Annotated in this window: 42 protein-coding genes; 11 read left to right on the top strand and 31 right to left on the bottom strand. The window is 59.7% G+C overall.

Going from position 1 to position 26,390, the window contains the following annotated elements; all coding sequences use genetic code 11:
- Positions 1-3: 3 nt before the first annotated feature.
- The 30 genes from ACVHNU_RS11170 to ACVHNU_RS11315 all read right to left on the bottom strand — a co-directional run bounded on the left by ACVHNU_RS11170 (position 4) and on the right by ACVHNU_RS11315 (position 19,390).
- Entirely contained in the window at positions 4-252 is a 249-nt protein-coding gene (locus ACVHNU_RS11170) for a DUF1799 domain-containing protein (RefSeq protein ID WP_150635463.1), read from the bottom strand.
- A gap of 62 nt (positions 253-314) precedes the next feature.
- Positions 315-698, bottom strand: coding sequence for a phage tail assembly chaperone (locus ACVHNU_RS11175; protein ID WP_473019727.1), 384 nt, complete (start codon positions 696-698; stop codon positions 315-317).
- Positions 699-701: 3 nt separating this feature from the next.
- The gene (locus tag ACVHNU_RS11180; protein ID WP_473019728.1) at positions 702-1,355 is read right to left on the bottom strand and encodes a phage tail protein; all 654 of its coding nucleotides are present in this window, start codon (positions 1,353-1,355) and stop codon (positions 702-704) included.
- A gap of 72 nt (positions 1,356-1,427) precedes the next feature.
- Positions 1,428-1,844 (bottom strand): phage tail terminator-like protein, encoded by a 417-nt coding sequence (locus ACVHNU_RS11185; protein ID WP_473019729.1) that lies wholly within the window; start codon positions 1,842-1,844, stop codon positions 1,428-1,430.
- Positions 1,841-2,266, bottom strand: coding sequence for an HK97 gp10 family phage protein (locus ACVHNU_RS11190; protein ID WP_329517251.1), 426 nt, complete (start codon positions 2,264-2,266; stop codon positions 1,841-1,843). The genes ACVHNU_RS11185 and ACVHNU_RS11190 overlap by 4 nt, the downstream gene beginning before the upstream one ends.
- An 11-nt stretch (positions 2,267-2,277) precedes the next feature.
- A complete protein-coding gene (locus ACVHNU_RS11195; protein WP_473019730.1) occupies positions 2,278-2,664 on the bottom strand; it encodes a hypothetical protein in 387 nt (128 codons plus the stop codon).
- Entirely contained in the window at positions 2,664-3,704 is a 1,041-nt protein-coding gene (locus ACVHNU_RS11200) for a structural protein (RefSeq protein ID WP_473019731.1), read from the bottom strand. Before ACVHNU_RS11200 ends, ACVHNU_RS11195 begins: the two co-directional genes overlap by 1 nt.
- The gene (locus tag ACVHNU_RS11205; protein WP_473019732.1) at positions 3,701-4,222 is read right to left on the bottom strand and encodes a DnaT-like ssDNA-binding protein; all 522 of its coding nucleotides are present in this window, start codon (positions 4,220-4,222) and stop codon (positions 3,701-3,703) included. The genes ACVHNU_RS11200 and ACVHNU_RS11205 overlap by 4 nt, the downstream gene beginning before the upstream one ends.
- A gap of 50 nt (positions 4,223-4,272) precedes the next feature.
- On the bottom strand, positions 4,273-4,668 hold the full coding sequence (locus tag ACVHNU_RS11210; protein WP_473019733.1) for a hypothetical protein: 396 nt from the start codon (positions 4,666-4,668) through the stop codon (positions 4,273-4,275).
- Between the two features lie 10 nt (positions 4,669-4,678).
- On the bottom strand, positions 4,679-5,638 hold the full coding sequence (locus tag ACVHNU_RS11215; RefSeq protein ID WP_122602503.1) for a major capsid family protein: 960 nt from the start codon (positions 5,636-5,638) through the stop codon (positions 4,679-4,681).
- Between the two features lies 1 nt (position 5,639).
- Positions 5,640-6,119 carry a structural cement protein Gp24 gene (locus tag ACVHNU_RS11220; protein ID WP_473019734.1) on the bottom strand — a complete coding sequence of 160 codons (480 nt, stop codon included), beginning with the start codon at positions 6,117-6,119 and terminating at the stop codon, positions 5,640-5,642.
- 9 nt (positions 6,120-6,128) lie between these two features.
- Positions 6,129-7,256, bottom strand: coding sequence for a DUF2213 domain-containing protein (locus ACVHNU_RS11225; RefSeq protein ID WP_473019735.1), 1,128 nt, complete (start codon positions 7,254-7,256; stop codon positions 6,129-6,131).
- The gene (locus ACVHNU_RS11230; protein ID WP_473019736.1) at positions 7,253-9,052 is read right to left on the bottom strand and encodes an anti-CBASS protein Acb1 family protein; all 1,800 of its coding nucleotides are present in this window, start codon (positions 9,050-9,052) and stop codon (positions 7,253-7,255) included. Before ACVHNU_RS11230 ends, ACVHNU_RS11225 begins: the two co-directional genes overlap by 4 nt.
- On the bottom strand, positions 9,049-10,362 hold the full coding sequence (locus ACVHNU_RS11235; protein ID WP_339100223.1) for a phage terminase large subunit family protein: 1,314 nt from the start codon (positions 10,360-10,362) through the stop codon (positions 9,049-9,051). The genes ACVHNU_RS11230 and ACVHNU_RS11235 overlap by 4 nt, the downstream gene beginning before the upstream one ends.
- Positions 10,337-10,813: a DUF2280 domain-containing protein gene (locus tag ACVHNU_RS11240; protein WP_056785392.1), complete on the bottom strand. Its 477-nt coding sequence runs from the start codon at positions 10,811-10,813 to the stop codon at positions 10,337-10,339. Before ACVHNU_RS11240 ends, ACVHNU_RS11235 begins: the two co-directional genes overlap by 26 nt.
- Before the next feature lie 30 nt (positions 10,814-10,843).
- On the bottom strand, positions 10,844-11,467 hold the full coding sequence (locus tag ACVHNU_RS11245; protein ID WP_122602499.1) for a putative metallopeptidase: 624 nt from the start codon (positions 11,465-11,467) through the stop codon (positions 10,844-10,846).
- Positions 11,468-11,769: 302 nt separating this feature from the next.
- A complete protein-coding gene (locus ACVHNU_RS11250) occupies positions 11,770-12,270 on the bottom strand; it encodes a DUF2514 family protein (protein WP_473019737.1) in 501 nt (166 codons plus the stop codon).
- Positions 12,267-12,629, bottom strand: a complete 363-nt coding sequence (locus ACVHNU_RS11255) for a hypothetical protein (protein WP_130927929.1) — start codon at positions 12,627-12,629, stop codon at positions 12,267-12,269. The genes ACVHNU_RS11250 and ACVHNU_RS11255 overlap by 4 nt, the downstream gene beginning before the upstream one ends.
- Positions 12,626-12,964: an MFS transporter gene (locus ACVHNU_RS11260; protein WP_150616615.1), complete on the bottom strand. Its 339-nt coding sequence runs from the start codon at positions 12,962-12,964 to the stop codon at positions 12,626-12,628. Before ACVHNU_RS11260 ends, ACVHNU_RS11255 begins: the two co-directional genes overlap by 4 nt.
- Positions 12,965-13,414: 450 nt before the next feature.
- Positions 13,415-14,095, bottom strand: a complete 681-nt coding sequence (locus tag ACVHNU_RS11265) for a hypothetical protein (RefSeq protein WP_473019738.1) — start codon at positions 14,093-14,095, stop codon at positions 13,415-13,417.
- Positions 14,092-14,694 carry a recombination protein NinG gene (locus ACVHNU_RS11270; RefSeq protein WP_473019739.1) on the bottom strand — a complete coding sequence of 201 codons (603 nt, stop codon included), beginning with the start codon at positions 14,692-14,694 and terminating at the stop codon, positions 14,092-14,094. Before ACVHNU_RS11270 ends, ACVHNU_RS11265 begins: the two co-directional genes overlap by 4 nt.
- Positions 14,691-14,858 (bottom strand): Z-ring associated ZapG family protein, encoded by a 168-nt coding sequence (locus ACVHNU_RS11275; RefSeq protein ID WP_156497535.1) that lies wholly within the window; start codon positions 14,856-14,858, stop codon positions 14,691-14,693. The genes ACVHNU_RS11270 and ACVHNU_RS11275 overlap by 4 nt, the downstream gene beginning before the upstream one ends.
- A complete protein-coding gene (locus ACVHNU_RS11280) occupies positions 14,858-15,256 on the bottom strand; it encodes a recombination protein NinB (protein ID WP_473019740.1) in 399 nt (132 codons plus the stop codon). Before ACVHNU_RS11280 ends, ACVHNU_RS11275 begins: the two co-directional genes overlap by 1 nt.
- The gene (locus tag ACVHNU_RS11285) at positions 15,253-15,729 is read right to left on the bottom strand and encodes a hypothetical protein (RefSeq protein ID WP_473019741.1); all 477 of its coding nucleotides are present in this window, start codon (positions 15,727-15,729) and stop codon (positions 15,253-15,255) included. Before ACVHNU_RS11285 ends, ACVHNU_RS11280 begins: the two co-directional genes overlap by 4 nt.
- Positions 15,726-16,217 carry a hypothetical protein gene (locus tag ACVHNU_RS11290; protein WP_473019742.1) on the bottom strand — a complete coding sequence of 164 codons (492 nt, stop codon included), beginning with the start codon at positions 16,215-16,217 and terminating at the stop codon, positions 15,726-15,728. Before ACVHNU_RS11290 ends, ACVHNU_RS11285 begins: the two co-directional genes overlap by 4 nt.
- Position 16,218: 1 nt before the next feature.
- Positions 16,219-17,025, bottom strand: a complete 807-nt coding sequence (locus ACVHNU_RS11295) for an ATP-binding protein (protein WP_473019743.1) — start codon at positions 17,023-17,025, stop codon at positions 16,219-16,221.
- The gene (locus tag ACVHNU_RS11300) at positions 17,015-17,797 is read right to left on the bottom strand and encodes a Pyocin large subunit-like protein (RefSeq protein WP_473019744.1); all 783 of its coding nucleotides are present in this window, start codon (positions 17,795-17,797) and stop codon (positions 17,015-17,017) included. The genes ACVHNU_RS11295 and ACVHNU_RS11300 overlap by 11 nt, the downstream gene beginning before the upstream one ends.
- On the bottom strand, positions 17,797-18,597 hold the full coding sequence (locus tag ACVHNU_RS11305; RefSeq protein WP_473019745.1) for a Rha family transcriptional regulator: 801 nt from the start codon (positions 18,595-18,597) through the stop codon (positions 17,797-17,799). The genes ACVHNU_RS11300 and ACVHNU_RS11305 overlap by 1 nt, the downstream gene beginning before the upstream one ends.
- A gap of 314 nt (positions 18,598-18,911) precedes the next feature.
- Positions 18,912-19,112: a hypothetical protein gene (locus ACVHNU_RS11310; RefSeq protein ID WP_039012569.1), complete on the bottom strand. Its 201-nt coding sequence runs from the start codon at positions 19,110-19,112 to the stop codon at positions 18,912-18,914.
- A 29-nt stretch (positions 19,113-19,141) separates the two neighbouring features.
- The gene (locus tag ACVHNU_RS11315; protein WP_131671955.1) at positions 19,142-19,390 is read right to left on the bottom strand and encodes a transcriptional regulator; all 249 of its coding nucleotides are present in this window, start codon (positions 19,388-19,390) and stop codon (positions 19,142-19,144) included.
- A gap of 96 nt (positions 19,391-19,486) precedes the next feature.
- Between ACVHNU_RS11315 and ACVHNU_RS11320 the strand changes: the two genes are divergently transcribed.
- Positions 19,487-20,341 (top strand): S24 family peptidase, encoded by an 855-nt coding sequence (locus ACVHNU_RS11320; RefSeq protein WP_473019746.1) that lies wholly within the window; start codon positions 19,487-19,489, stop codon positions 20,339-20,341.
- Between the two features lie 49 nt (positions 20,342-20,390).
- Here ACVHNU_RS11320 and ACVHNU_RS11325 read toward each other — a convergent pair whose 3' ends face one another.
- Positions 20,391-20,705 carry a DUF1654 domain-containing protein gene (locus tag ACVHNU_RS11325; protein WP_473019747.1) on the bottom strand — a complete coding sequence of 105 codons (315 nt, stop codon included), beginning with the start codon at positions 20,703-20,705 and terminating at the stop codon, positions 20,391-20,393.
- A 490-nt stretch (positions 20,706-21,195) separates the two neighbouring features.
- Here ACVHNU_RS11325 and ACVHNU_RS11330 point away from each other — a divergent pair, with 490 nt between their 5' ends.
- The 10 genes from ACVHNU_RS11330 to ACVHNU_RS11375 all read left to right on the top strand — a co-directional run bounded on the left by ACVHNU_RS11330 (position 21,196) and on the right by ACVHNU_RS11375 (position 26,388).
- Positions 21,196-21,375, top strand: a complete 180-nt coding sequence (locus ACVHNU_RS11330) for a hypothetical protein (RefSeq protein ID WP_473019748.1) — start codon at positions 21,196-21,198, stop codon at positions 21,373-21,375.
- A gap of 65 nt (positions 21,376-21,440) precedes the next feature.
- Positions 21,441-22,226, top strand: a complete 786-nt coding sequence (locus tag ACVHNU_RS11335) for a hypothetical protein (protein WP_473019749.1) — start codon at positions 21,441-21,443, stop codon at positions 22,224-22,226.
- A gap of 423 nt (positions 22,227-22,649) precedes the next feature.
- Positions 22,650-22,910 carry a hypothetical protein gene (locus ACVHNU_RS11340; protein ID WP_223007868.1) on the top strand — a complete coding sequence of 87 codons (261 nt, stop codon included), beginning with the start codon at positions 22,650-22,652 and terminating at the stop codon, positions 22,908-22,910.
- The gene (locus ACVHNU_RS11345) at positions 22,907-23,344 is read left to right on the top strand and encodes a hypothetical protein (RefSeq protein ID WP_473019750.1); all 438 of its coding nucleotides are present in this window, start codon (positions 22,907-22,909) and stop codon (positions 23,342-23,344) included. Before ACVHNU_RS11340 ends, ACVHNU_RS11345 begins: the two co-directional genes overlap by 4 nt.
- Complete coding sequence (locus tag ACVHNU_RS11350; protein ID WP_473019751.1) at positions 23,341-23,535, top strand: hypothetical protein; 195 nt, start codon at positions 23,341-23,343, stop codon at positions 23,533-23,535. Before ACVHNU_RS11345 ends, ACVHNU_RS11350 begins: the two co-directional genes overlap by 4 nt.
- Positions 23,532-23,720 carry a hypothetical protein gene (locus tag ACVHNU_RS11355; RefSeq protein ID WP_473019752.1) on the top strand — a complete coding sequence of 63 codons (189 nt, stop codon included), beginning with the start codon at positions 23,532-23,534 and terminating at the stop codon, positions 23,718-23,720. The genes ACVHNU_RS11350 and ACVHNU_RS11355 overlap by 4 nt, the downstream gene beginning before the upstream one ends.
- On the top strand, positions 23,717-23,842 hold the full coding sequence (locus ACVHNU_RS11360; protein WP_473019753.1) for a hypothetical protein: 126 nt from the start codon (positions 23,717-23,719) through the stop codon (positions 23,840-23,842). Before ACVHNU_RS11355 ends, ACVHNU_RS11360 begins: the two co-directional genes overlap by 4 nt.
- A gap of 157 nt (positions 23,843-23,999) precedes the next feature.
- Positions 24,000-25,094 carry a hypothetical protein gene (locus tag ACVHNU_RS11365; RefSeq protein WP_473019754.1) on the top strand — a complete coding sequence of 365 codons (1,095 nt, stop codon included), beginning with the start codon at positions 24,000-24,002 and terminating at the stop codon, positions 25,092-25,094.
- Positions 25,091-25,828, top strand: coding sequence for a hypothetical protein (locus ACVHNU_RS11370; RefSeq protein WP_473019755.1), 738 nt, complete (start codon positions 25,091-25,093; stop codon positions 25,826-25,828). The genes ACVHNU_RS11365 and ACVHNU_RS11370 overlap by 4 nt, the downstream gene beginning before the upstream one ends.
- Complete coding sequence (locus ACVHNU_RS11375; RefSeq protein WP_473019756.1) at positions 25,825-26,388, top strand: siphovirus Gp157 family protein; 564 nt, start codon at positions 25,825-25,827, stop codon at positions 26,386-26,388. Before ACVHNU_RS11370 ends, ACVHNU_RS11375 begins: the two co-directional genes overlap by 4 nt.
- Positions 26,389-26,390 lie beyond the last annotated feature (2 nt).

Genomic DNA, 26,390 nt, shown 5'->3' on the forward strand with positions numbered 1-26,390 from the left:
CCGTTATTTCGATTCGCTCATCACGAGCATGGCTTCTGCTTCCATGACACGGATGTCGTGGAAGACTTCAGGGATTTCGCGCCGCTTCATGCCCAGCATCGAGGCCACCGGCGGCAAGGCGTTGTAGTCCAGCCCGGTAGCCCCGCCCATGCCTACGCGCCACTGCGTGGACATCGCCTCGAACAGCAGGAAGGCCGGCCAGTTGTCTGGCCAGACCTCATACTCTTCTTCGGGGATGTCGGCGAGCGTCATGCCGAAGGCTGCCAAATCAGCTTCGGACGGCCCGGGCTCGTACAGGACGCGGGCGGCGCCGGTCAGTTTCCCAGGCGGGCCGGTTGATAGGCGCTCTGGTACGCGGAAAGCACAGCCTGGGGTGCGCCAATGCAGGTGGTGACCAAAGCAGTAAGCGACTCGTCCGAGAGCTTCTCGTCGAAGCCCCAGCCCTCGATGATGTCCTTGAGCTGGCCGACCTGAAGCGCGATTTCGGCGCCTGTAGCTTCCTGCCAGTTCAGTTCGTCTTCCTGCACTTTCTTGGCATGCTCGTCGCGTGCGGCGTTCCACTTATCGAAGTGCGCGGCCAGGGCCAGCCGATCCATGTACTTGAATTCGAACTCAACGCTGACCGGCTCAGCGCCAACGCGTGGAATCGCGACCTTCGCCTTGAAGGTCGGGCTCTGGGAGATTTTGATCTTGGCCATGGATTACACCACCGCCGAGTAGCGGGTTGGACGACCAGCCAGCGACAGACTGATAACGCGGGTCATCAGGTTGTTGCGGGACAGTGCGGGGGTCGAGGTGATCGTCACGTAGGCGTTGTACAGAATGACGTCGCCATTCGGCAGGTTCAGGCGCAATACGCGGGTGACCTTGTCCTCGTCAGCAGCCTCAACCACAGGCACGTACGGCAGAGCCGGGTCATCTGCAACCGTCACCGACATGCTGATCGGGTTCTTCGTGGTCGGGATCTGGCGGTCGTCATCGTCAGCCAGGAAGCCGAACGTCAGGAACTGCTGATCGCCGCCGCTGGTGGTCACGTCAGTGATTTGCGAGATCTCGACGAAGCCGGTCACCTCGCGTACAGAGCCGACGCCGGAGCCAGCCGGGTATGGCTGCAAGTTGGTGGTGTTGATGTTTTCCAGTGCGAAAGAACCGGTCAGGCTGTCCGAGACGCGCGCTGCACGGTCATTGAGGCGAGTCCAGCCCGAGGTCACGGCGAGGATGTCGCCATCGCTGAGACCATGTGCCGCTGCCGTCGCTACGGCAGGATTGGCATTGCTCAGTGCGGTTACAGGAATGGCAGCGCCATACGCCGAAGCAATTTGAAGGGTGGCGCCGTTGGGGAGTCGAAAGCCCATGGTTGTGTTTCCTCTGTGCAGAAATGACAAAACCCGCTCGGTGGCGGGTTCTGGGTTTGCCCAACGGGCGAATTAGTTGGTGTCGGATCGGTATTGGAACGAGGCCGATACCGTGAAGGTGTTGCCGTCTGGTATCCCGGGCCCGGGCGCCACCGGCGTCATCACCAGCGCGACAAGCCCGGCGCGGGGAATACGCAGGTTCAGCGGGAACAGCGCGGCCAGTTCATCAACGATGCCGCTTGCCTCGGTTCGGTACTTGCCGGAGGCCGTCACGATGTTGATCTGGAACACACCGGCGTAGACCCGGTGATCGCCGTTCAGCGTATTGCTGGCCGTGACCGCTGGTAGCGTGAAAGCGCGCAGGTACGTCTCGCCCGTCGCTGGCGTGTAAGTTTCGTTCTCGACCACAACCTTGATCGGCTTGGCGCGAGCCTTGGCCCAAGTCAGCAGGCGCGACTCGAAGGCCGCAGCAATGATGTTGTGGCTCATACCTGGTTGTTCCTGATGGCTTCTTCGACGATCTGCTGGAAGCGAGCCAGCGTTATCTGCACCATGCCGGCCGGGGCCTTGGCAGAGTGCCCATATTCGAGTGGAATCGCATACGGCAGGTTATTCAGGATGTACGCCGCCTGCCCCGCCGTAAGGTCGCTGGCAGAAGCAATCAGTGAGGCGATCGCATCCTGGCCGGTCGGATCGACCTCTTCGAAGGTTACGCTCTCGATGTTGTCGATCGAGAGGTGCCAGTTGCCTTTGAATCGGCCTGTGTCGACGGGCGAGAGGCGAATGACAGAGGTTCCAAGTTCGATAACGACTTCGCGAAACACCTCGTCGATTGCGTCTTTCGCCTGCTCGGCGAATTGCGCCAGGCTTTCAGCAAAACTTCCCTGCTGGCCGCCGTAGCGGCTGGTCATGTGATTCGCCATTACTTGCGCACCTGCAGTTCGAAGCCGACCGCCAGACCGGCGAAGTTCCACGGAGCAACGGCTATCACCGTGTACACGGTGCCGTCGAATGTGATCTTGTCGTTGCTCTGCGGTGCCGGCATGTCTTCGCCAGTCAATTGAACCGGCGACACCAGCAGCCTCACGTCACCGCGAACGATCAGCGTCCCATCGATGTACTGGTTGTCGTACTCCTCGCGGAAGCCTGAGCCGTTCACGACCAGCTCGCTGGGTGCAGGCGGCGCATCTGGGTCATATTCGCCGACGATCTCGCGGCGCAAGACCAACTCGAGCCCTTTTCCACCCTTGCTGCGCGGCGCGAGCATGCGGGTCGCCGTGGCCTTGGCGCGGTCATAAATATCTGCCATCACTTCCGCCTTATTCTGTAGATCGCTGAGCACCGACAGTTGGCGCGCTCACTCCACCCAGCACCCAGCGCAGAATCGCCCGGGTAACGAAGCAGCGCGCCGTTCGGGCTTTGAAAAGGCTGATCCTTCTGCACTTCCTGCCCGCCCATGACCGAATGCGTGTGCCGGACCTTCTTGTCGGCCCGATCGCGCCATGTCTTGGTCACTGAATCGCGATCAAGCCCCTGAGCAATCAACTGCTCGTAAACCTGATCCCGACCGGCGCCGAAGGATTCCAGCGCCTCAGCCTTGGAAAGCATCTCGGCGTAGGTCTTCATCAGCCGATCAGCATACCGACCGGCGATCTTGTCGACGTCAGCCTGGGCAACGGGCTTGCCCGCACTGATGGCGCGATTCACGATGCCATCGAAGCGGCGATCCCGGCGCTTGCGCTGCAAATAGCTGCGCATCTCGTCTGGGTTTCCGCTCAGCAACTGCCGGCGGGCATTGATGACGTATTGCGCGTAGTTCCCGGGTAGGCCAATCACACCGCCTGAGCGGGATCCTGTTTGCGCGCTTACTCGTCCAAGTAAATCGAGCGCAGCCTGCCGTGGGCTGCGGGTCATCGGCGTGGCGCCTACTTCGACCTGCAGCGACGGCGTAGCTACAGCGCGGCTGCGCGAGCCGATAACGGCCCGAATGGCCTCGCGCACATTCACGTCAGCGTCGCGTCGAATCTCGGCGGCTTTTTCCACCAGCCACTGCTCTGGCTCAGGCTTGCGGACGTCGAATTCAAATCGCCCCAGATCCTTGGGGATTGCGATCGCCTTGATCTCGAACTTGGCGCCTGCTAGGTACACATTTCGAGCCAGCTCGAGGAAAGCCGCCAGCGCGCCCAGGCTCAGCAGCGCTGCCAGCCCGTTTTCGTCCTCTTCGGCTATCAGCCGCTCAACTTCAGCCACCTTTGCCGCGCCTACCACCAGCTTGATCTGGTCCAGGTAGGCCTTCTGCATCGCAGGCTCCATTCCCTCGATGGCCTGGATGATCTGCGCCGGGGTCATACCACGAACACCGCAGGCAGCGTGTAGCGAGCTACCAGCACAGGAGCGATCATCTCGTCGATGATGCTGATCACCGGCCTGACCGACTCCGCCCCATCTGCGCCTGCCGCAACCGAGAATTCCTCCTCGATCGGGCCGACCTTCTGGCGTTTCACCGTGGACGCGGCCACGAAGTCAGGACTCAGGCTGCCAGGCTCGACCAGCTCACGCAGTGCGGCTTCGTACGTTGCCTGCTCAACCTCAACCGGCACTTGATCGGATGGGATTGCATGCCCCTCGTAATCCTCAGCACCGGTGCGCGGCCATTCCCTGGCTTGCCCCCTGCCCTCGGTCTTCACGCCGGGAAACAATGACTGCCACACCCCAGAAGCCAGCAGCTTCCGATAGCGGCCGTCGATGTAGACCGATGCCCGGATCAGCGCGGCCTGCTTCGCCACGTCATCGCCAGTCCACGCGGCATTCGCGCGCGCAGCGTGATAGGCGTCGGCGGCTGCGACGGTTCCGTAAAAGTCTGGCATCGGGATATCTCGAATAGGTGGAGCGTCATGCGCTCCGGTTTTGCGGGGTGTTACGCCTTGGCGGCAGCGAGTGCGGCCTGCAGGGCTTCCAGATTTGCTTCGGCATCGAACTCAACGTTCAGCGCCTTCAGATCGTCGATGACCTTCTGCTTTTCGGCAGCGGCAGCAGCCTCGGCCTCTTCCAGCTTCTTGCGCAGGGTTTCGACTTTGCTATTACCAGCAGCATCAATCCCCAGCGCCTTCAGCTTGGCGAGCAGTTCGGCCTTTTCGTCGCCGGACGGAGCCTCGACAGCCTCGAAACTGAGGACATCGATTTTCTTGGCCTGCTCGAGCTCTGCCTCTGTCAGGGTAAGCTCCCGGCTTGCACCGATGCCGATCATCTTGATCGCGCCCATGGACCAGAGGCCGCGCGGGCAGGTGCCGCTGTTAGTGACTTTCACTTTCATGACAACCCCCTTATGCAGGCTCGGAAACGCCGTCCATGTACGCCATGGCGCCTGGCAGGCGTACTTCAACACCGCCGGTACGCGCGATGATGCCGGTCTCGAAGCCCATGATGGTCTTCTGATGAACCGGCAGCACCATGCGAGGCATTGGCAGGTGGAAGCGGATCACGTCCAGAGCGCGACGGTACGCGGCGATACGACCACCGCCACCAGCGCCTGCGGTCGACAGCGAGTCAGCCGTCAGGATGGTCAGCGGGCGACCGGTGCGCGCGGTGTACACGTTGGAAGTGCGGAAGCGCTCCAGGATGGTCGGACTGTTCGCTTCGGTACCGACGAAGACGGTCGAGATGTAGTCCATCACTTCGAGAGGCAAGGCCAGAGTATCGGCCAGCTCTACGTTGTTCGACGCCTGCGGCACCACCTTGAGCAAGGTGTTGAGGTCGTTCAGAACCTGTTGCGGTGTCTTGTCGACGAAGAGCGTGGAACTGCCCGTGCCTGTGGCCGCAGCGGTGATGGTCTGCACGTTGGACTGGTTGACAAAGCCACGCCAGTTTTTCTCGGTGCTGCCGGTGGTGGCGATGTCGTAGAGCAGGCGCTCGGTCGAGCGACTTGCCGACATGGCTTTCAGGTCGTTCAGGTTGCGGCCATACAGAGCGGCCTGATTGACCTCTTCCAGATTCCACTCCCAGCCGGAGCCGATCATCGCGTAGTCGTGCGAGCCTTCGCCCCACGAAACGTTGTTGAACGGCATGTCATTGGCGGCGCCGGACAGGAACTTGGCCTCGCCCGCGAGTTGCATGCTGTAGAACTGAGTGCCGATCGCCCACTGGTTGCCTTCGGTGACGACAGGCATCAGGTCGCGATAGCTGTATTCCGGGTAGCGAGCTTCATAGATTGCGGTTTCGATGTTGCGGCCCTGGGCTACAACGAATGGCAACGCTGCTTGAGCGTCTGCGAATGCTTGTCGCATGTTATGCGCTCCGGTTCTTGAGGGAGATTTCTACGATGTCGCCGGCGGCACCAGTGGTGTCGAAGAACGCGCTCGGGATCGGGCCAACAATGCCGGTGCCGGCAGCGTTGGTGTAGGTATTGGTGGCGGTCACGTAGTAGACCGGATCGCCATCGACCACGGGCGTGCTGACCGTCACGTACATCTGGCCGCGCTCACGAATGGACGCGGTGAAATACTGCGGGTAGCCGTCGATCAGGGTCGAGCCTGCTTTCACGGCAGGGACAGCCGGGGTCAGCTTGGCGATGCCAACGAACTTGCCGCCGGCTGCGAATGGAACAACGCCGTGGTCGCCGGCGCCGCGCTGGACTGGCTCGCCGAAGCGAACACCGGCAGCGTTTTCGATGGTGCGGCTGATGTCGTTCTTGATCTCTTCGTTCGCCGAGGCGCCGTGCAGGCCCTTGGCTGGACGATCAGGGTAAGTCGTTTGATAAGCGGCCATGATGGCTCCTTACTTGGCGGGCTGAGTGGAGTTGAAGTCGGCCAGCATCTTCGCGCGGGCGACTTCGGCCGGGTTTTCGCCGGGCTTACTGTCCTGATGGATCATGTGCTGCCGGAACGGGTCATTGGCCGGGTTCTTGGCAGCGTCCTCGACCAGGATCTCGAAGCGGGCGTCGATGTACGCATCAGCCTTGCCGGCCACGGCCGCATCACCCAGCTTGGCGACCACGACAGCCTTGCGGATGTCAGCGTCGGTCTTGCCGGTGTAGTCAGCGTCAGCGATCGCCTTAGCCTTGCTGATCAGGTCAGCGCGGGCGGTGACGCGCTTGTCGATATCGGCATCGCTGAGCTGCTTGGCCTTGAGGGCGTCGATCTCAGCGTCTTTCTTCGCCAGCTCGCCATCCTTCAGCGCCAGCGCAGCGGTATGCGCGTCGGTCAGGGATTTGATATTTACCCCGGCATCGGCCAGCTGCTTGGTCAGCTTGTCGATCGCCTGGGCGCCTTGGTCGGTCGTCTGGACGGACAGGCCATCAACGATGACCGTACGCAGTGAATCAGCCATGTCATGGCCTCCTTGGGGGGTGTGTGGTTTATGGTCACCGATGCGAAGGTGCTCGCCACCCCGAGCGCGATGCTCAAGGCTGAGGTGATTCATTTTCATAGGGCCGAGGAAGCAGTCGTACTGCTCGCCCTCGGGGGAAACGCCATCTTGAAACACGACCTCGGCGCCGTAGCCCATGGACAGCTCGCGCTTGCCGGACTCGTAGTCCTCGATCGCCTTGGCGTCCATCAGCACCAGCGGCACCTTGACGAACTGCCCGTCGCGGACAACCTCGCCACCGGTTTGGCCGATCGCGACGTCTTTCCAGTTCTTTGAAGTGACGCCGTCGCCGCCTGGGTGGCCGTTGGTCATTGGCCGGTATGCGTACGAGTGCATGGCGTCAGCGTGGAATACCGCGCTTTCCGGCCGGTACACACGAACGATTGGCTTATCCCGCAGGCCATGTTCGTTGTCCGGGTCGATCTCGGTACCCAGATAATCCTGAATACCGGTGCGCGCTACCCTTGCCTCGGCCACCAGATAGCCGTCCTCGGTGCGCCGCACTCCCGTGACTGGCACGGAGTCGGTGAAGATCATGGGGCGAGCTCCTCGAAGATCTCAGGACCCAGCTCAATCGCGCCACGGTATGGCTCGACCTTGTCGATATCGACGCTGCCGGGTTCGTAGGTGAAGGTGATGTGGGGCTGATAGTCCGGCCAGTCCCAAGAGGCGCCAGCCTCAACGATGGAGACGTGCCGCCAAGCCAGTTCGGAGCTGTTGAACAGCAGCACCACCGCGCCTTCGCCGAACTTGTCGATCAGCCGTGCGCCACCTGGTGCAATCTTGAGCTGGCCCTTGCCATCGCCCGACCACGACTCGCCGACCTTCATCCAATCGACTGGATTGCGGCTGTAGGCAACGGTGACGTGCAGGTCAATAGCAGGGACGGTGGATTCAAAGCCCTGTGACTTGGCCCACGCGATGATCTCGGTGCCATTGATGACCTTGCGGGACACATACAGGGAGCGAGGCGCGGCGTCAGTGATCGCTTTCTTCGCCACCGGCTGATCCGCAGCGGTGCCCGGCAGATCGGCGTCGTCATCGTCGTCATCGGGCAGCTCGCGGCCGAACTTCTCGATCGCTGCTTCCAGACCCGGCATTACGCTCAGCTCGACCAGCAGGTTCACTGCGGCGGTCGAAAGCGCATCCTCCGGGAACAGGCCGGAGTCTTTCAGCGCCTTGATGGTGTCCGCCGTGGTCTTGCCGATATCGGCCCGCTCTTTCGCTGTGGCCTGCCAGAGTGGCGCCCAGGTGTAGTGCACCTCTTTCGGCCGAATGCCGAGCGCTGAGCGAATCAAGCCCTCATCCAGCACGCTCATGGCTGGCTTGATCTCCAGCTTCTGGCGTGAAGCGACGTTGTCGTAGTAGTTGCGGGTGTTCTCTTCACCGTTCGCGCCCAGCCCCGTCGAGGACTGACCGAACATGCGGGTGCCGGGGATGTCGAACGCGCCGGCGACGCCCTGCTCTGTCTTGGCGATCACCTCCGGCAGGTTGCCGAAACTGGCCGACTTGGAACTGTGCGTCTCTTGCCCGTCGAGAATCAGTGTGCCGTTGATGCCTTTGGCAGTAGCAGCAAGACGCAAGCGCTCCAGCAGCAGGCGCTCGTAGTTCTTGTCCTGCATGCTCGACATCAGGTTCGGGATGTTGATGACGTCGATCTTGGCCTCGTAGACCAGGCTGACCACGTTGGCGACCGTCTCGTCGTAGTGACGCACCGCCGGCATAGCCGACAGCAGCACCGAGTCGCCCCAGCCGAAGCCAGTGCCTACGGCAAGCTCAGAGTCTGGATGCGGCACGCCGACGAATATCACCAGTCGGGACGGGTGAATCTCCACCGTCGAGCCGGGCAACCGGTACGCCTTTGGCTTGCCGAAGCGCGGGCTTTGCGGGTCCTGCTCGATCTCCGTGGCGCTGAGTTGGCGGCGGGTCATCACCGTCAGGTACTTGATGCCACCTTTCCCGACTCGATCCGGCTTCAGCTCAGATGCCGTGTCACGCTCACCGGTGCCGATGAACACCGCAGCCCCACCGAACAGCCGGGCCTTCAATAGGGCCTCCAGAATCTTGCCCTTGACGTTCAGGCGATCCTCTTCGGCTTCGATCAGCTCGATTTGAGCCTTGTCGGCCTGCCAGTTGCGCCAGTTGCGGCACGCATCAACGGCCGGGATGCTCACGCCCTTCTGCGCGGTCCACGATCCACGAAAGGCGTTCAGCAGTTGCTGATCGTCCATCACCGGAAGCGCGTAGTGCGAGTGCGATGCCTTGTCGCGCGCAGTACCCAGTCCTGCGACCAGGTTCTGCAGGCTGTCTTTCAGATAAGTGAATGCGCTCATTGGCCGCTCACGTTTGCGAGTGTGTAGGAGTTTGCGAGGCCGTACCGCTGGGCGATCATGTAGCCCATCGCATCCACCATGTGGTCGAACCCGCCTTTCTTGTCAGGGTCGCCTTTCTTGTCGTAAACCTGCCGTTCAAGGCACTGAGTCAGCTTCGGACACTGGTCAATGTTGACCTTGTAGCGGCGCTCGCCGTAGGCGTTCAGGAACATGGCGTTGACTGCGTTCACGCGGTCTTTCACGCCCGGGTTCGTCGAATCGACGTACACGGCAAAGCCTGCTGTGCGAAGCAGCGACAGATCGGACTCGCTCGCGTTTTTGCTGCTGGTGTTCTGGCCGCTGGCATCGGGATACACCGCGATGCTGTGCCCGGGGAACCGTGCCTTGATCTTCTCGATCATCTCGGGCGTGTCGCGCACCGTATGGAATTCGTCGAGCGCCAGAGGCAGGCCGTTACGGACCACATTGACGACCGCCGACATCTTCATGACGTTGAAGTCGATGCCGATGTGCAGTGCTTCACCGGGCTTGATCCTCTCGGTGGTGCGGCACTCGTCTCGGTTGAAGGTGTAGTAAACGACGCCTTGATAGTTCTCGAAGCTCGCCTCGTATTCCTGGCGGAATGTGCGCGGGTCCATCTTGCGGCGTGCCGCTTCGATCTCTTCCGGAGGGACGTTGCCCCCATCCACTGAGGTGTAGAGCCAGCTCTTGTGATCAGGCTCGTTACCGGGCCGGCCATCCTGAAACGTGTCGTAGCAGTGATTGAACCCTTTGGGCGTCCCGATGCGTAACGCGTGACCACCTTTCCGCATGCCGATGCCCGGTATCGAGTATTGGCAGGTCGAAAGCATCGGGCGGAGGACTTCTTCCCATGCTTCCCATGGGCAGTCCGCCCATTCATCCACCAGGACGAAGAACAGACCGGAGCCGCGCAGATTGTCGTAGTTGTCGAGCCCAACCACGCGCATGACGTGGCCAGACTTGAGCGTGATCGAGCATTCCGTCTCGTTCGGGCGGTGTGCACGCCAGGCTTCGGGGATCGCCTGCTTCAGCCGTCGCCAGAACACGCGCTTGGCCTGCTTAAACGTCGGCGCGCCGTACCAGATCTCGTCCTCGACGCTCACGCCCCACTCAGCAGCCAGTCGAGCAGCTCGGCGCATCTCAGCCTTGCCGAGGAATGTCTTGCCGAACCGCCGACCACACACCGCATCGCGAAAGCGCGCCTGAGGCTGGAAGCCCCAGCAGTAAATGTTTGCCTGTTTGGGAGTCAGTTTTACCGGCGGGTCATAGGTACGGGGTAGCGGGGACATTCTCATCAGGCTCCAGGGTGTACTCAGCAACCGCGTGCTGCTGGTCCGCTTGGGAGCCCAGAGGTTTTTCAGGTTCGAGGCGACGATTCACGTAAACGTCGCCCACTTCTTTGGCTGCCTGCTCCAGCAACTGGGCGGTCAGCGCCATGTTCTTCATGTTCTCGGCCTTCTCGGCCATGCGTCCCAAGGTGCGAAGTCGATACGCTCGGTTGGCGATCGGGATCTCCGCCGTCTCTTCGCGGAACCTCTTGCGGGTGTCGTTGAACAGCGTCTGCCACTTCACGTGCAGGTTGCGTCCAACGTACTTGGTTGGGTCGTATGCCTCGCACTGTTGGCGGGTAACTTCGAGCCCAAATCTTTCTTTGACGGACGCCACCACTTGAGATGGCGTGTCAAAGCAGGCGAGAGCCTGTACGACAAAGGCTTTCACCTCGTCTCTGAGTGCGGCCATAAGTGGGCATCCGTCAAAGTACTGTCAAAGTCAGGCCGACTTGAGCAGACAGGTTCCGCAGGCCCTCGATATGTTCAATTTCCCCACCTCGGCAGGATTGTTTGCAGCGTCCACCAGCTCTTGCACTTGAGGGCTTGCCCCATACCGACGCACAACACCGACGAACTCTTCAACGTCGTGTCCGCGCATCTCAAGCTTGGGCAATCCTTCCTGGGTGAACTTGGGTGCGCCGTACTGATCGGTCGCCTGAGCGATGTGGTACAGCTCATGCTCGACCAGTGCGCAGAAGTCAGCGTCCGAGCATTGAGCGCAGTAGTCGGCAGCCAAGGTGATGATGTAGGCCGGCACGTCGCCGAACCAATCCAGCATCTGCTGTTCCATGCGAGCCTTCTGCCACCCACCAGCGCGGAACGCTACCTGTTCGGCCTGGCCTACCACCGTGCGCCCCTTCTTCGTGAAGGCGGCAGACGCCCACATCACTCTCACGTCCGCATCGATCAGATGGGCGTGGTCTTCGTTGTGGACGCTGCCGGTGTCGGCGAGAATCTCGGATTGGAGCCATTCCCACACCTCAGGCGCGGGTATCAGGCGAATACCGAAGCTGGACAGCTCAGACAGGTTGAGTAGTGATTCAGGCGGCATTGGTCGATTCATTTCATATCCATCCGCCCACTCAACTAAGATCAGTTGCACTCAACCAGGGAAATCCGTAAGTGAGCCATCGCATTGATGAAACAGCTGTGGTGAAGGCCGCATCAGAATGGGCGGAGCGAACCGGGAGGAACACCGAGACGGTAAGCTCAACCGCTCAGGACGTCATGGTCAGGCTTAAGTCCAAGCTCACTGCTTCCGAATATCAGGGAGCGCTCAAGCAGCTTCATGTTCAATACAAGAGAGGCATTGGCTCCTGACCAGTGTCGCGACACAATTTGCACTCTCACGACACGTGTCGCGACCTACTTGCTCTTCTGTGCGGCGGCGTATGCAGCCTCACACGCAAAGCCAGCTATTCGACTTCGATCAAGCGCTTCTGCCAGTCTTCCCGCCTCTTCGTCAGCGCTTCTACGCAGGTCGGCGAGCAGAACGGCAAGGTCGGCTCTTGCCTGGCTTCCGCTGGCAACCTCGGCAGCACAAGACTTTCGCTTGGCGAGGAGATCGGTGATTTGTTGCTGCAGGCTGCGAGCCCGGTCATCAGCAACAACAACGGCAGCCGACACATGCTCAGTCTTGGCTTTCGCATCATCGGAGACTCGGTTGATGTCATTGGTGATCTCGCGCTGAATGCGGAGCGTGTTGGTGAGAGAGTCCACGCGGGCGGTGGCGGTATCGAGCTGGGCGGTGATTGCTGCTCGATCGTCCTTTACGCTATCCAGGCGGATCGCGAGATAACAGATTGAGCCTGCAGCGGCGAGAACAACCCACAGCCAGATTGGTATCAGCCGAATGAGTCCGCTCAAGGGCGCTTCCTATCTGGAGCCTCTCCAGATTTACCTGTCACGATCGGGCGGTCGCAGCCCATGCAGTGTTCGCAGTTCATGGTGCGGCACAGCCAAGCTTTCACCCTCAGCCACCAGATGACCATGAAGATGTGGCGTAGCCCGGCCAGCGCAAGCGACATATGCAACGTCAGGCCTGCGGTGGTTGGACCGAAGAAGATGTTCTGGCTACGCGTCATCACGACGAACCCGCTAATGGCCACAGCCGAGTAGATCAGCTTGCCAATGACGCCGTCCCGCACTCGGCCACTGAGAACACACCAGGTCGCCCAGAAGGCAATCAAGCCGCATGCGATGGAGTTGATTAGTTCAAGACTCATGGTGGATTGCCTCCCCCGAACCGCTGGCGAATAAGCGCCCAGAGGTCAGCGGCTTTGATGGCTCGGTTGATGGCTGCCAGCAGTGACCCGCCGAAGGTGCCGAGCAAGAAGCCCACACCAACCACTATATTCGGCTCTGTCACTCCGAGGTATGCGGTCACCATGCCAGTGAGGTACACGGCGCAAGCCAGCCCTGTGGTCAGGAAGAACAGCCATGCACGCCAGTCTGTCAGGTCGTCTTTATGCCACCAGCTCGCGACGACAGCACCGATCAGTCCTGCGATCAGCAATTCAAGCCTGTCGAACCTGTCGAGCAGGCGCTGCAATAACTCCATGCGCTCGACTCCGTGGGTGCATGTGAATAGGTCGGCGTCCGCTGCACTCCCAGCTCGGGGCTATGGGTGTGGGGAGCCGAAAACGAAAAAGCCTCAGCGAATGCAGAGGCCCTGAATAGGTGCGCTCGTCTTTCCGAGCTGTCGGCCAAAGACTTTCCCAGCGTCGACGCCCCTTTGCATCGATCTCGCTGTTCCTGTCTCGCGCCACCCTGAAAGCATTGTGAGGTCAGAGTGCACGGGCTGCCGGCGTTGATCCGTGCGTCGCACTATCCGGCTATCGACGTCCAGGCCTTCCCGAAGGCTGCCCTGGCTACAGGTAAATTCGAGGCAATAAAAAACCCGGCACGGTGGCCGGGTTTCTTTCGTCAGTCCTACACGCGCAGGAATGACAGGATGGGTGAATAATGCGACATGGCGACATGACATTGCAAGCCCTTTTGAGGCCCTTTTTTAGGCCGCCTCGCTTTCCAGCACTCCGACTGCTTCAAGCATGTGTTGCGCCTCGACCAGAGCCTCGTTCACAAGTGACTCCAGCCCGTCCTTGATGGCCTTGTTCCAGCGCTGGTAAGTGCGCTCTGTAAGCCCTTGGGAATCCCAATTCGTCATGTCGTAGTTCGAGTCGGCCAGGACGATCATCTCGCCTGGCTTTTCCTCTGCTACGGCGCGCGCATGCTTGTTGGCCCTGGCAACGTCAGCGTCTGCTGCCGCGTTGCGCCAATCCCACTGCCCCTCCTCCTTGTTCTCCCGGTGCTTCGGCGCCTTGATCTGGGTTACCGCGCGCTGAATGCCCCTCACCTGCTGCGGTACCGCCCAAACCAGAACGGCCTGTTGCGTAAAGCGCTGCGGTGCTGGGGTCTTCACCACGGCGACCAGCCGGCCGATGGAGTCGATCTTGCGGCCACGGTGGGTGCTGTACTTCGCGACCAGGGCGTTCCAGTGCCTCGGGGAAAGCTGGGCGTGCAGGAGCTTGTGCACGATGCAGTCAGCCAACAGCGCGGCATCCTTCCCGGATATCTCGCCCTTGAGCTTGCTGGCCTGCACCCGGGGCTCGACGTTGCATCCGCCGGAACTGTTGATCGTCTCGGCGGCCAAGGCCCGGACTACTGCGGAAATCACATTGTGGTAGTTCATGCTGCAGCCCTCTTCAGTTCGCGGGTCTTGGCCCTGTATTCAGCCTTGATGGTTTTGATTTCTTCGACGGTGTACTTGCGGGGCTCATGAGGCCCTTCGAGCCATGCCACGGTTTCGGCGCCGATGCGCAGAACCAACCGGATGCGGTATTCGACCGCGTTTCCGGACAGGTTGCGGTTGCACTTCACGCACTGGCGGTGAATGTTCAGGGGTTCGAAGCGCAGCTCAGGACAGGCGCCGACGGATCGGTAGTGCCCAGCGTCCCAGCGGCTGCCCGTCATCAGGTCGTTGTCGTTCGGCATCGAGTCGCAGCTGATGCACGGCTGATGTGCGTCACGCAGGCGGACGTATTCGTTCACTGCGGCCTGGGCCTCGCGCAGGTGATCCGCCCTGCTCTTCAGCTTCTCCTTGCGCACCTGGATCTCGCGGCGTTCGCGCTGGGCGAACGACTTGCGCTGCTTCTCCTGTCGCTGACGGATGATCGCTACTGCACAGTCAGGCGAACACCAGGTTTGAAATGGCTGCGCAGGGACGAATGTGGCTCGGCATTCGGCGACTCGGCATTTCTTCGGGCGGGACCGCTTCACAGTGAGGTTCATAGTGCTTTCCTTGCAGCTCGCTCTACTTCTTCCTTTCGGGCTTTGCGCTTGCGTTCGAACTCTGCGAGCGATTGCTTGCGGCGGCGCTCGATGAAATGCCCAGCAATCACCCCGACAACCAAGGAGAGGAAAATCACAATCCAGAATTGCTCTGCTGGAGTCATCAATACCGCCCTCCCCACTTGTCCTGCTCTGTCCAGCGCACGTCATGTTCGGCACCGAAGGCATGCATCAGCTCGAACAGATCGCTGAACCACTTCAGCGACTGCTTGCGGGTCGATACGGCCATCACGACGAAGCCACCGTCGAGACCAGGCTCCGCGCGCTGCTTCTCCAGCGAGGCACTGAAAAGGCACTTCCAGTCTTCACTGCTCAGCTTTTTGCCGTGCCAGATGACCTGCTCGGATACGTCCTTGAGCATTGCCCACATCTTGCGGTTGCAGACGTCAGGGCGTTTCTCGTCCTTGATGACCACGATTTTCGGCTTGGTGAAATCGGTGGCGTGGAGGACGCCCATGAGGCGGCTGATATCGCGCTGGCTGCGAATTGCGAACTCGTTCATGCCGCAACCTCCGTCGCCATAGCGTTCGTGTATTTCTCCACCAGGTGGGAACGTGAGACGAACGCATCGACGACGAACCCTCCGAGATCGATTGCGAGCGGATCACCGTTGCCCTGGCCGCGCGGCACGTAATACTTGCGATCCTCGCGGCCTTGGACCGGGTCGATCACGAAGTAACCCTCATCGGTCACCTCAATCAGGATCTGGTGATTGCCAGCCTCGATATTGAGCGACGGCGCCGTGCAGAGATAAACGCCCTCGTCCGCCAGCGGCGGGTTGTCGACACTGAAAAACGCCGTGTATTTGATCCCGAGGTATTCGAGCATTTCGCGCATGGTCAATTCGCCCTCGCGGTAAGACTTGTGCAACTCGTCGATGACCTCAGCAGCAGGTCGACCGGCAAGCATCGCGAGGCACGTTGAAACGCAGCTCACCGGGCAAGGTTGCATCTGCCGAACGATCAGCGGATTCATGGCTGCACCTCCTTGCTCAGGGTGGCGTCGAGAATGGCGCGAGTCTCTTCTAGTCCGGCGTACTCACTCCAGTATTCACGCTCCAGCGCGCCCTCGATGTCGGCGATCGCTTTGCGCAGCGCCTCATTCTCAGCCTTGAGCTGGTCGCGCTCGCTGGAAACATCAATCAACTTGGCTGCGTTGCAATCGCACTGGCCACGCCATTCGCCGACCATGTCATGCACGTCACCTGTATCTCCGCAATTCCAGCAGGATGGACCGTGCTTCCAAACCTCAAGCTCTTGCGCAAGATCTCGCTCGGTTGTGCTACGCAGCGTCTTCAGCCGCTCGTTCTCGGCCAGCAGCTCAAGCGCCACCTCCTCCACGGTCTTCTCCCCGAGGAATTCCTGCAGCGCCTCGGTGTTGCGCTTCCAGTCAGCGCAGTCGGCACGGAATGACGCGGCTTCGGCCCACAGCAGCTTCTGGAGTTTTTGTTTATCGATGGTCATGTCAGAAACCCTCCTTGCCGCGTTGCGATTCCCAATCGAACGGGACCACGATCATTCCGCCCTCGCGCAAACGGTCGACGCAGCGGTCACCCATGGCGGCCGGCAACTGGCTGGCTTCGAGGTTGGAGATCACCACCGTCGGGCGCTCCTGCTCGTATCGGCCGTTGATGATTGCGAACAGGGTCGTCAGCTCGAAGTCGCTCGGCTGCTCCTTGCTCACGCCCACCTCGTCCAGCACCAGCAGATCGGGATCGATCAGGCTCGACAGAATCTCGGCCTCGCTGCGTTCGCTGTGCTTGTCGTACGTGGAGCGGATTGCCTGAAGGATTGCGCCCACAGTGCGGTACACGGCCGTGCGAGACGTGTTGTGCAGCAGCTCGTTGGCCATGCCAGCGCCGAGGTGCGTTTTTCCGGTACCGGGCTTGCCGATCAGCACCATGCAGCGTCCCGTCTTGAGGATCTCGTCAAAGATCTGCACGTAGTGCTGGCAGAACCGAAGGGCCTTACGCTGGCCGTCGTTCTCGGCCTGGTAGTTACCCAGGGTGCGAGTGCTAAAGCGTTTCGGGATCAGCGCATCGCCCAGCTTGCGAGCGAGAGACATGCGCAGCTCCATCGCTTTGTTGGCCTGCTCAGCGGCTTCGGACTTCTCGCGGGCGATGCGAGTGCACTCAGGGCAGTTACTCCTGAGCTCCCTGTTCAGCACGGAGAAAACCCGCTGCTCGTAAGCGCCGTGGGTTTCGCACTCGGCTGGCTGAATGCGAGTGCCCGGCGGCAGTTCCGGCGTGGCTTGGACTGGCTCAGAGCGCATAGCTGCCGTCCTCCCGCATCTTCAGGCCTGATGTGTAATCGCGATCGGCGAAGCCGGTGTGGCGGGATTGCGGGAACGGGTGCACGTTGCTGGCGACCTTGTCCGGGAAGATGCCGGTCCAACCGTTGGAGATCGAGGTGGCGAGCACCTGGTCCGGCGCAGCATGACCCAGCAGTGCCTTGGCCTGCTGCTCACAACTCTTGGCGGTCAGCGGCTTGCGGATTTCCTTACGATGCTGGCACCAGTCGGCCCAAGCCTTTTCGGACACGTTCTCGGGCTTGGCAGTGAGCGGATCGAATTTGCCAGACTTCGCCGGTGCGCCAGCACCATGCTTTTGATCTTGCTCTTTCTTCTCTTCTCTTCTCTTCTCTTCTCTGGTCCGAGATTTGTCCGCATCGCTTGCGGACACATTGCGGACAGAGTTGTTTTTGCGGTCGTTACGCTTGCGCTCGCTGTCGTTGGCCCGGCGCTTTGCACTGGCTCCGTTGTGCTCGTCAAAGCGGGGCATTACAAGGCTTCCGTCGTCCTGAATAGACGCCCATTCAACCTCGATCATGGCCTGGGTAAAGCCCGGCCAGCCAACCACTGCATCCATCGCATCGACGCTGTAGCCGTGCAGCACACCGTCGTCGGAATGGGTGTCGAAGATGCTCCACGCAATGTGCAGTCCGCCAATGATCCGAAGTCTGTCCGCTTTCAATGCGGACACCATGCGGAAAACTTTCGGATGTGTCTGAAGGTCGATTCGCATTTTGATCCAGTCCCCGGCCATTACGCGGCCCTCAGTGCTTTGTCATGGGTGAACAGCCCGTCCCAGGTCTTCTTCATTGGCAGCTCGCCGGCCAGGTACAGGTCGTACAGGCGCACGGCGCCCTTCTTGAGCAGGACGGGCGTGAAGGAAACGAACGGCTCTTTGCCGTGGGGAGTGACTTCGTGCTGATGCTCGGTCATGTACTTGTCGCGGGCGTATGACGCCACACGGAAGCGCAGCCCGGATTTGCTCTCGTTGTAGAGCCAGTTGCGACCTTCGAGGAACTTGCCCACCTGCATGACGTTGACCCCATTGAGGCCCTTGCAGAATTGGGTGTGCGTCATCCCTTCCTTGAACAGGTTCTCCATGGAGTGGATTTTCGAGGCTTGGGCTTCGACTTGGATTGTCAGTTGCAGGCGCTGCTGCTCAGCTTCGAACGCGATCTGGATAAGATCCATGCGGGAGAGTTCGCGTGGCTGAGACAGAGCATTGATCTTGGAGACGACCGAGCGGCGAACTGCTTTCGATTCCCGCATCGAGATCAAAAGGCACTGATCCTTGGTCAGCATCAACGCCTCAGAGGCTGGGCCGCGCTGATTCCTTACTACGAAAGTTTCGTAGTATTCGCCGTCCAGCTCGTCGCGGCACCGCGCGGTGAAATCATTGCGACGAACTTCGCTTTCGCCAAATTCCTTTCGGGCCGCGTTGACCAGGTCGAGCAAGTCGAAGCTGCTCATTTTTTCACGCGACACGTTTTCACCGTTGCCAAATTGTGTCGCGACACTGGCCGGGGTATTGATCGTTTGGATTGATTGGTGCATGATTTGCTCCACAAGCGTTTTAAGAGAGCCGGGTCACTACCCCGGCTTTTTTTCGTCTCGAATTTGGCAGAGGCCCTCTGGATTACCCCGAAGAGTCCCTGCTAGAGGCCCTCATTGGGGTCACCAGTTGAAGGACTGGCGCCTTCTTCCTTCCCACCTCGGAAAGCGCCCCACTCGCGATGGCGGTTTCCGTCATTTCGTTGATCGCACGGCTGAAGCTCCAGCCGTTTACGCGCATCAGTTCCTCCACTCGCTGTCGAGTACGCGGAGGCAGCCTTTCAAGCTCTACGGTCATTTGGCCCTCCAAAGGGGCTTCAGCCCGCGATATCTTCTTGTTTGTCCTGCATGAGTTCCTCGATCACGCCATTGGCCACTGCCCACTCGATGATTTCGTAGAGGTAGGTGGCATGCTGCATACGGGTTTTGGTCGCGGCTTTACGCAGAATCCGATCAAGCACTGGTTCGAATCGAACCTTCACCGGGATGGCGCGCTTTTGATTGGGGTCCATGTACATGCTTCGATGCTCCTGGCTGTTGAAATTGGTTATGCAGCTGAAAGTGCTTGGCTGGGCGCAGACTGGATCTGCGCCCAAGGAAAAGATGGGCAGAGGTCGGCGCGATCAACTGCGCCTCCGGTCAATGCCTCGATTTCGATCGCGCGCTTGGCAGGAACGGCGCGCTCTCCGGAACACCACTGGTTCACTGTTGGCGCAGCAACCCGCAGGCGGCGCGCCATTTCCGCTTGGCTGCCGAGCAAGCGGGATGCTTCTTTGGCTGCTTCTGCTGGTTTCATGAGTTCTCTCCTGGAGATGTTGCGATGAATATAAGGCATTACCTTATCTCAAACAAGCCATTGCCTAACCAACTGTTCGAAAGGCTAAATTAGGCAATGCTTACCGGCCCAGAATTAGGCGCCGCCATCGAGGCCGCGCGGATCGCCAAAGGCGTATCCAAGAAACAGCTCGCAGACGACTTCTCCGTGAAGCCTCCGTCGGTACAGGGGTGGGTGAAAAACGGCAGGATCGACAAGTCCAAACTGATGGACGTGATCGCATATTTCTCAGACGTAGTTGGCCCTTCCCACTGGGGAATGCGGCCAGGCTTCACGTATGAAAGCCTCGGCGAAGGATTGGGAAATGGGCTTGTTGTCGAAGAGCCTGAAACAGGATCGACTGCTGCCGATAAGTTTCGCGCGATGCTGGCCGGCAAAAGGCTCGACGAAGGCAAGTTGACGAGGTTGCTCGCGATCGCCGAGAACGACGCGCTCGAAGAATCAGGCGGCGCCCTGGTGCAGGACGCCTATCGGCCCGGCAAGGTCGGCGATGAGGTCTGGATTGCCCACTATGACATTCGTGGGGCGATGGGGGGCGGCGAGGTCAATCACGACTACCCCGAGCTGCTACAGGATGTGCGCGTCAGCCCTTCCCAACTGCGCGCAATGGGTGTCGAGTTCAAAGAACACTTCCACCTGAAAATGATCACCGGCTGGGGACAGTCGATGGCGCCTACGATCAAGCACGGCGACCCGCTGCTCGTGGACATAAGCGTCAAGGATTTCATCGGTGATGGAATTTACTTTTTCTCGTACCAGGGCTTTCAGTACATCAAGCGCCTGCAGATGAAGGGAAAGGATAAATTCAAGATGATTTCTGACAACCGCAAGCACAAAGCAGAGGACATCTGGCTCGAGGAGACGTACATTCAGGCGCGTGTTCTGCTGGTTTGGAATGCGAACTTGGTATAGCGCCCGATCATGCAAAAGCCCGCCGAATGAGCGGGCTTTTTTGTGTCTTTTAGAAAGGCGCCTCTTCCATTGCAGGCTCTTCTTCTACCGGCACCATCCGTTCCTCTTCTGATGAGGGCTCCCAGCGCAGCGTGACAGAGTCGTCTTCATTGTGACGCGTCATAGCGATGCCGTCGGCTTCAGATAATGCGCCCAGTATTTCCGACCACTCCCTCTCCCCGTCCGTGTCAAGCCGATGGATCCGCACTTCGCGCCGCTCTTGGGCGATCGGGTGATTGATCATCGACGACACGCGCAGCTGAAGCCGCTCCATCGAGTGCATCGGTCGAATTCCTGACTCTTTCTTATTGCTTTGCTGCGCCATAAAACCTCCTGAACAATGCTGTATATCCATACAGGTTAGGCGAAGCTTAACGGCTTACCTTGGAAAAGCAATCCCTTCCCGACCAGTTCACGCGCAGAAAAAAATCATGAAAATAATTAGGCATTACCTATTTACAGAGATTAGGCATTGGCTTATCGTTCACCCATCGCAGCGACACACAGCCACTGCGAAGGGCCTCAACAGACCCGCCGCTCTTTAGCGACACCCCTTGCCGGATCACCACCGGCCCAGATTCGAAGGCAGCGATGAACCGGCCTCAACGGTTCAGAGGGTTGGCAACTGACCCGGGCGTGCAGCGTAAAACGTCGAAAGCAGTTATCCAGCGGGAGAACAAGCCGAAAGGCCCGCGGCTGGAGGAACAATTTGAATCGATCTGTACCGCGCCAGTAGCGCCGAAGGATCAGCGGAATTTTTCACTGATGCACCTGGTGACGGGTGCATTGGGAAAACAACCGAACGGAGCAACAACATGACTCGCGCTGAATTTGAAGACAAAGAAGGCATCGCCATCGCAGCAATGCTCGGCCTGCTGGCGAACCAGACGCCTCTTTCCCCTGATGAGGTCGCTGTTAACGCATTTGACTATGCAGAGGCTCTGGTGGCTGAGCGCAAAAAGCGCCTCGGTGAAAAGCCAGGGTTCAACGACTGATTTCACTGGCTGGCCTTGGCGACAGGGCCAGACGGGAAATCAACCGATCAAGCACGGAGCATCAAATGAGCGAACAAACGCTTCAGCAACTGCTGGCCGAACGCGTCAGCACCTACGCCCTTTCTGATCGACCTCGCGAGCTGATCGACGAGGGCATCGATAAGTTGTTCAAAGAAGTTGTGAGTGACACTTTTCGCTCCTACGGCGACTTCGGCGGGGCAATCAAGGAAGCCGTCAAGTCCGCACTGCCGGCTAACGTCACCGACATGTTCGAGCTTCAGCGCTACAACGCCCTCGTCGCCAACGCCCTGGGCCAGCGCTGGGAACAGGCGGCCATGGGTTCGCTCATCTTGGAGCGCGCCGAAAAGTCCATAGCTGATGTGCTCACCGGTGAGGGGCTGCTGACTGGCGAGGTTTCGCTGAAGACACTGCTCGACGAATTCGTGGAGCGCCACAAAGAGAACGCCGCCGAAGGCGGATGGGAGCGTCCGGAAATTCGCGTCGAAGAAGGCGACGGCAGCTATTCCCACAAGACGATCCACATCTACTTCGATCCAGAGCCGGAAGACAGTTTCCGGAGCAGCCATTACTCGTCTTCCGCGCGCAGCAACTACAGCCTGAAACACGCACTGCACGTCAGTATCAAGGGCGAGCGTGAAACCGGTGACCGCTGGAAACCGAACATGGCGTTTGGTGAAGTCTACAGCGCCAAGCTGGACGACAAGAAGATCGCCATCGACATGCAGGTGTATTCGAAGTGGGAGCGTATGTTGGCGTCCCTGTACTTCGGGAACGCCATTCTGTTGATCGACTGCGACACAGATGACCTGAGCTACGGCATCTACGACTGAACAATCAGCGCCACGACAGCCTGTCGTTAACTGCCCGATCCTCTCTATGAGAGCGCATCGGGGTGTGATCTGAGTACCGTCTGGCTGCGTGAGAGCAATGTCAGGCAAACGTCATGCAGATCACACCCCGATGCGGATGAATGCGCAGGCTGATGCGCCGACACCGCTTGATGGGGTAGCGGAATAATCTACCCATATGCCGGGATCAGCTCCGGTCGCCTGCATCAAGTCCCGTAGAGCCCAGTAGCACAGGGACTCAAAACCCTGGGCCACGGCCAGCAGAGGCTGGCGCCGGAGACGTAACCGGCATCCCCTCCCCGACCAATCCCGAATGCACTCCCCTCCGCGCCCAACGGCAACCAGCGGAGCGAATGAGTGCATCCGAGTTTTGTTGGATCAATACCCGCCACTTTGGAGGCGACCATGAACGTCACGACCGAAAGCGCCGAAGTATTCCGTGGCGGTGGACGCCGGTGGTTCACGCTCCGCGCAGCCTGTAAGGCCGAAGCACGCGCCCTGCTGAATAAGCACTGCGATTGCGATTACTGCGACCACGAGATGTGGGGGCGTGAGGAATTGCCCTGCCGCCTGCATCACCCCGACCGCTATCCAAGAATCATCAAACGCCTCACTGACGGACTCATGCGCCGTTACCGAGCGCAGGCATCGAGGACACAGCCATGAACGCAGCACTGAAACTCTGTCAGGCCATGTACGACGCGCAGTTGCCTCCGGCGGTGAGCGAGCCAGACGATCAGCGGGAATGGCTGGAAAGCGCCGCCGAAGAGCTGGTGTGCGGCTCGGATGTTGAATGGAAGCGCCGGTTTGGCCCGGTGCGGAAGGTGACCTCGGCGGAGTACGCCGAACACCTGCAGCATCACCTGAATCAGCGGCAGATCGACGGGCTGGATGATCGTGACTCGTTCGCCAACCTGGTGCTGGCCGTCGTGGTTGGCAGCCAAGCCGAGGCGCTGACATACGCCAAGCACCTATTGGGCAGTAACAGCCCGGTCGCTCAACTGGAGGCGATCGCCGCCAACTTCCTGCGCCCGCACGCCGCCGATGCGGTGACCGCCGAGCGCGAAGCGGCAGAAGACGACGTGGACAGCGATCTATGAGCGCACACATCGCCATCGATCAGGCGCTGGAGGCTGCTGAACACGCCGGCGCCCGCCAGATCGACGAAACCCTGGCCGAGGGGCTGATCATCCAGCACTTCACGGCCAACGCCATCACCGCAGAAGAATTCAAACACTACAGCGCCCGCCTGCTGAAGATCAGTCGGCAGCGCAAGGAGCTGGCAGCATGACCACGCCACCGGTAAAAAGCCTGATCGACGAACTGGTCGAGGACATTGACCGAAAGCTTCAGGTGCTTGGATTCGTTGCTGTTCCGGAAGAGCTGGCTCCTCGGGAGTTTCCTGTGGCCAGGCTGCCAAAACACTTGGAGTCGTCCCTGCAGGATGGCCGAATCGTGGTGAGGGCTCGGCCATGAAGATCATGTTTTGGGTTCTCGCCGGCGGCTTGCTGATCGTGATGGCCAGCTACAACGTGGCGCGCGATTCCTCCAGCACATGCCAGCCGCCGCAGTCGACCACCTACAAAGCGTTCCAGTGACCAGCCGCCAATGGGCGCGCCGTCTGATCATCTGGCGCGGCGCGTTCTCCTCCCTCGGCGTTTTCACCTTCCTGATGCTGCTCAGCGCCCTCGCCGATCGCATCAGTCAATAACACTAAAATTTCAGCGCCCCGCAAGGATGGCGCGGGAGACCGTCATGCTCGCAGCAATTGCAGATCGCATCCGTTCCAAGTCCTACGAACTTCCCCTCTCCCGTGATTACGTCCGGCACTGGGGCTTGAAAGAGGCAATTCGGGAGCTTGTCCAGAACGCTCTGGATAGTGAATCGCCGTTCGAATACGCCTTCGCCGATCGCCAGCTTTTCATCACCAGCCGATTTGCAAGACTCGAAGCCAGCACACTTGTGCTGGGCAGCACCACCAAAACAGACCGGACTGATGCCATCGGCAGCTTTGGCGAAGGCTACAAAATTGCCCTACTGGTGCTAACCCGCAATGGTTACGACGTGAAGGTTCTCAACGGGAATAAGCAGTGGGTGCCCGAGTTCCGGCATAGCGATCAGTTCGATGCAGAGGTGCTGTGCATCAACGAGACACCGGCTCACCGCCAGAATCAGGGCGTTGAATTCATAGTTTCGGGGCTTACCGAAGATGACGAGGCCGAAATTCGCAGCATGTGCCTGCGGATGCAACCACCGATGAGTGACGTAATCGGCACAAAATACGGCCATATTCTGCCATCCCGCCCCGGGAAGCTTTACGTCGGCACGCTCTTCGTGTGCGACACCGAGCTGACCTACGGCTACGACATCCTTCCTGAACACCTGCAGCTTGAGCGTGATCGTCAAACCGTGTGCGGCTGGGACCTGAAACAGGTCTCGAAGAACGCCTGGATCGACACTGAGCGGCTGGAAGACGTGGCAACGATGATTGAGGCCGGCATTCCCGATGTCGAGTACGTCGAGTACGGCAGCACTGAGCTTGTGAAAGAAGCTTGCTACAAACTGTTCCAGCAGAAACATCCTGGCGCAATCGCCGTTCAATCCCAGGAAGAGCTGAACAGTCTGGTCAAGCAAGGCATGACCAACACCGTGGTGGTGAGCAGAACCTTTCACTCTCAAGTTTCGAACTCGACCTCATACAAGCAACAGGTCGCCCACGTCGTTGCCATCCAGACGCCGAAAGCGGCGCTGGAAGAATGGTATCGCGACAACAAGAAATATATGAGCAGGCTGCCGGCAGCTTCCTTCAAGGAGCTGGTCAAGCGCGCTGACGACTGGAGGAACAAGTGATGTCCACGAACATGCAGATTTGGTCCCAGGTCGAGAAGACAGACACCCGGTTCACCAAAAAAGCCAAGGTGAACGGCCAGGACATCACCAGCCTGAGCGGCACCGCGATGGTTATGAAGGCCACCGAGCTGTTCGGCCCGGTTGGCATCGGCTGGGGCTGGAAAATCATCGAAGAGCGGTTCGATGACGGCCATGAAATCTTTACCGGCGAAGGCGATAAGCGTACCTGCATCGGTCGCGAGATCGGGCACACGCTGAAAATTGCTCTCTGGTTCATGCAGGACGGCCAGCGCGGCGAGATCGAGCAATACGGCTGCACTCGGTACCAGTACAAGACCAGCTATGGCATGACCACCGATGGCGAGGCGCCGAAGAAGTCGCTGACTGACGCAATCAAGAAAGCACTTTCCATGCTTGGGTTCAGCGCGGATGTGTTCCTTGGATTGTTCGATGATGAGACCTACGTCGAGCAGCTTAAGGAAGAACAGGCGATCGAGCAGGCAGTGGACAAGGACGCCGAGATCCTTCGTCAGAAGCAGGAGCGACTGGACTGGCTGAATTCTGCGGTGGAAACGATGGGCAAGGCCGTCACCGCCCACGAACTGAAGATGCTGAACGTGAAATACATCCGCGAGGCGACCCGCCGCAACGAGCCGACATTCATCGGCCGAATCACTCGCGCTTTTGAAGAGCGCAAAGCGGCACTTGAGCCTGGCAAGGAGAATGCAGCATGACCCAGCTATACGCACTGACCGGCAAACTCGCCGAACTTCAGGGAATGGCAGACACCGACGACGAGGGCCTGAAAGAAGCCCTGCAGCACGCAATGGACGAGATCCAAGGCGAGTTTGAGGTGAAGGCCGACAACATCGTCATGCTGCGCCGCAACATCGAAAGCGACGTAACCGCCATAGACACGGAGATTGAGCGCCTGAAAGAGCTCAAGCGCATCAAGTCCAACAGCGTTGCGCAGATCAGCGATTACCTGCGTCGGAACATGGAAGCGGCCAACCTCAAGTCGATCAAGCGCCCGCTGTTCACCATCACCCTGGCACTGGGAAAGGAGAAGGTCATCGTCGACAACGAGGACGCGGTGCCGGACGAGCTCACAGCGGTCAGCACCAGCATCACTCCTGACAAGAACGCGATCGCCGCCAAGCTCAAGGAAATTCGCGAGCACAACGAAGCTGTGCGAAAGCGCATGGCCGCCGGCGAAGACGCAGAACACGAACTGATCGAAGAACCTGCCTACGCGCATTTGGAGCGCGGCGACAGCTCGATCCGGATCAAGTGAGG

It is taken from the genome of Pseudomonas sp. Ors-4-3C, from assembly GCF_055755035.1.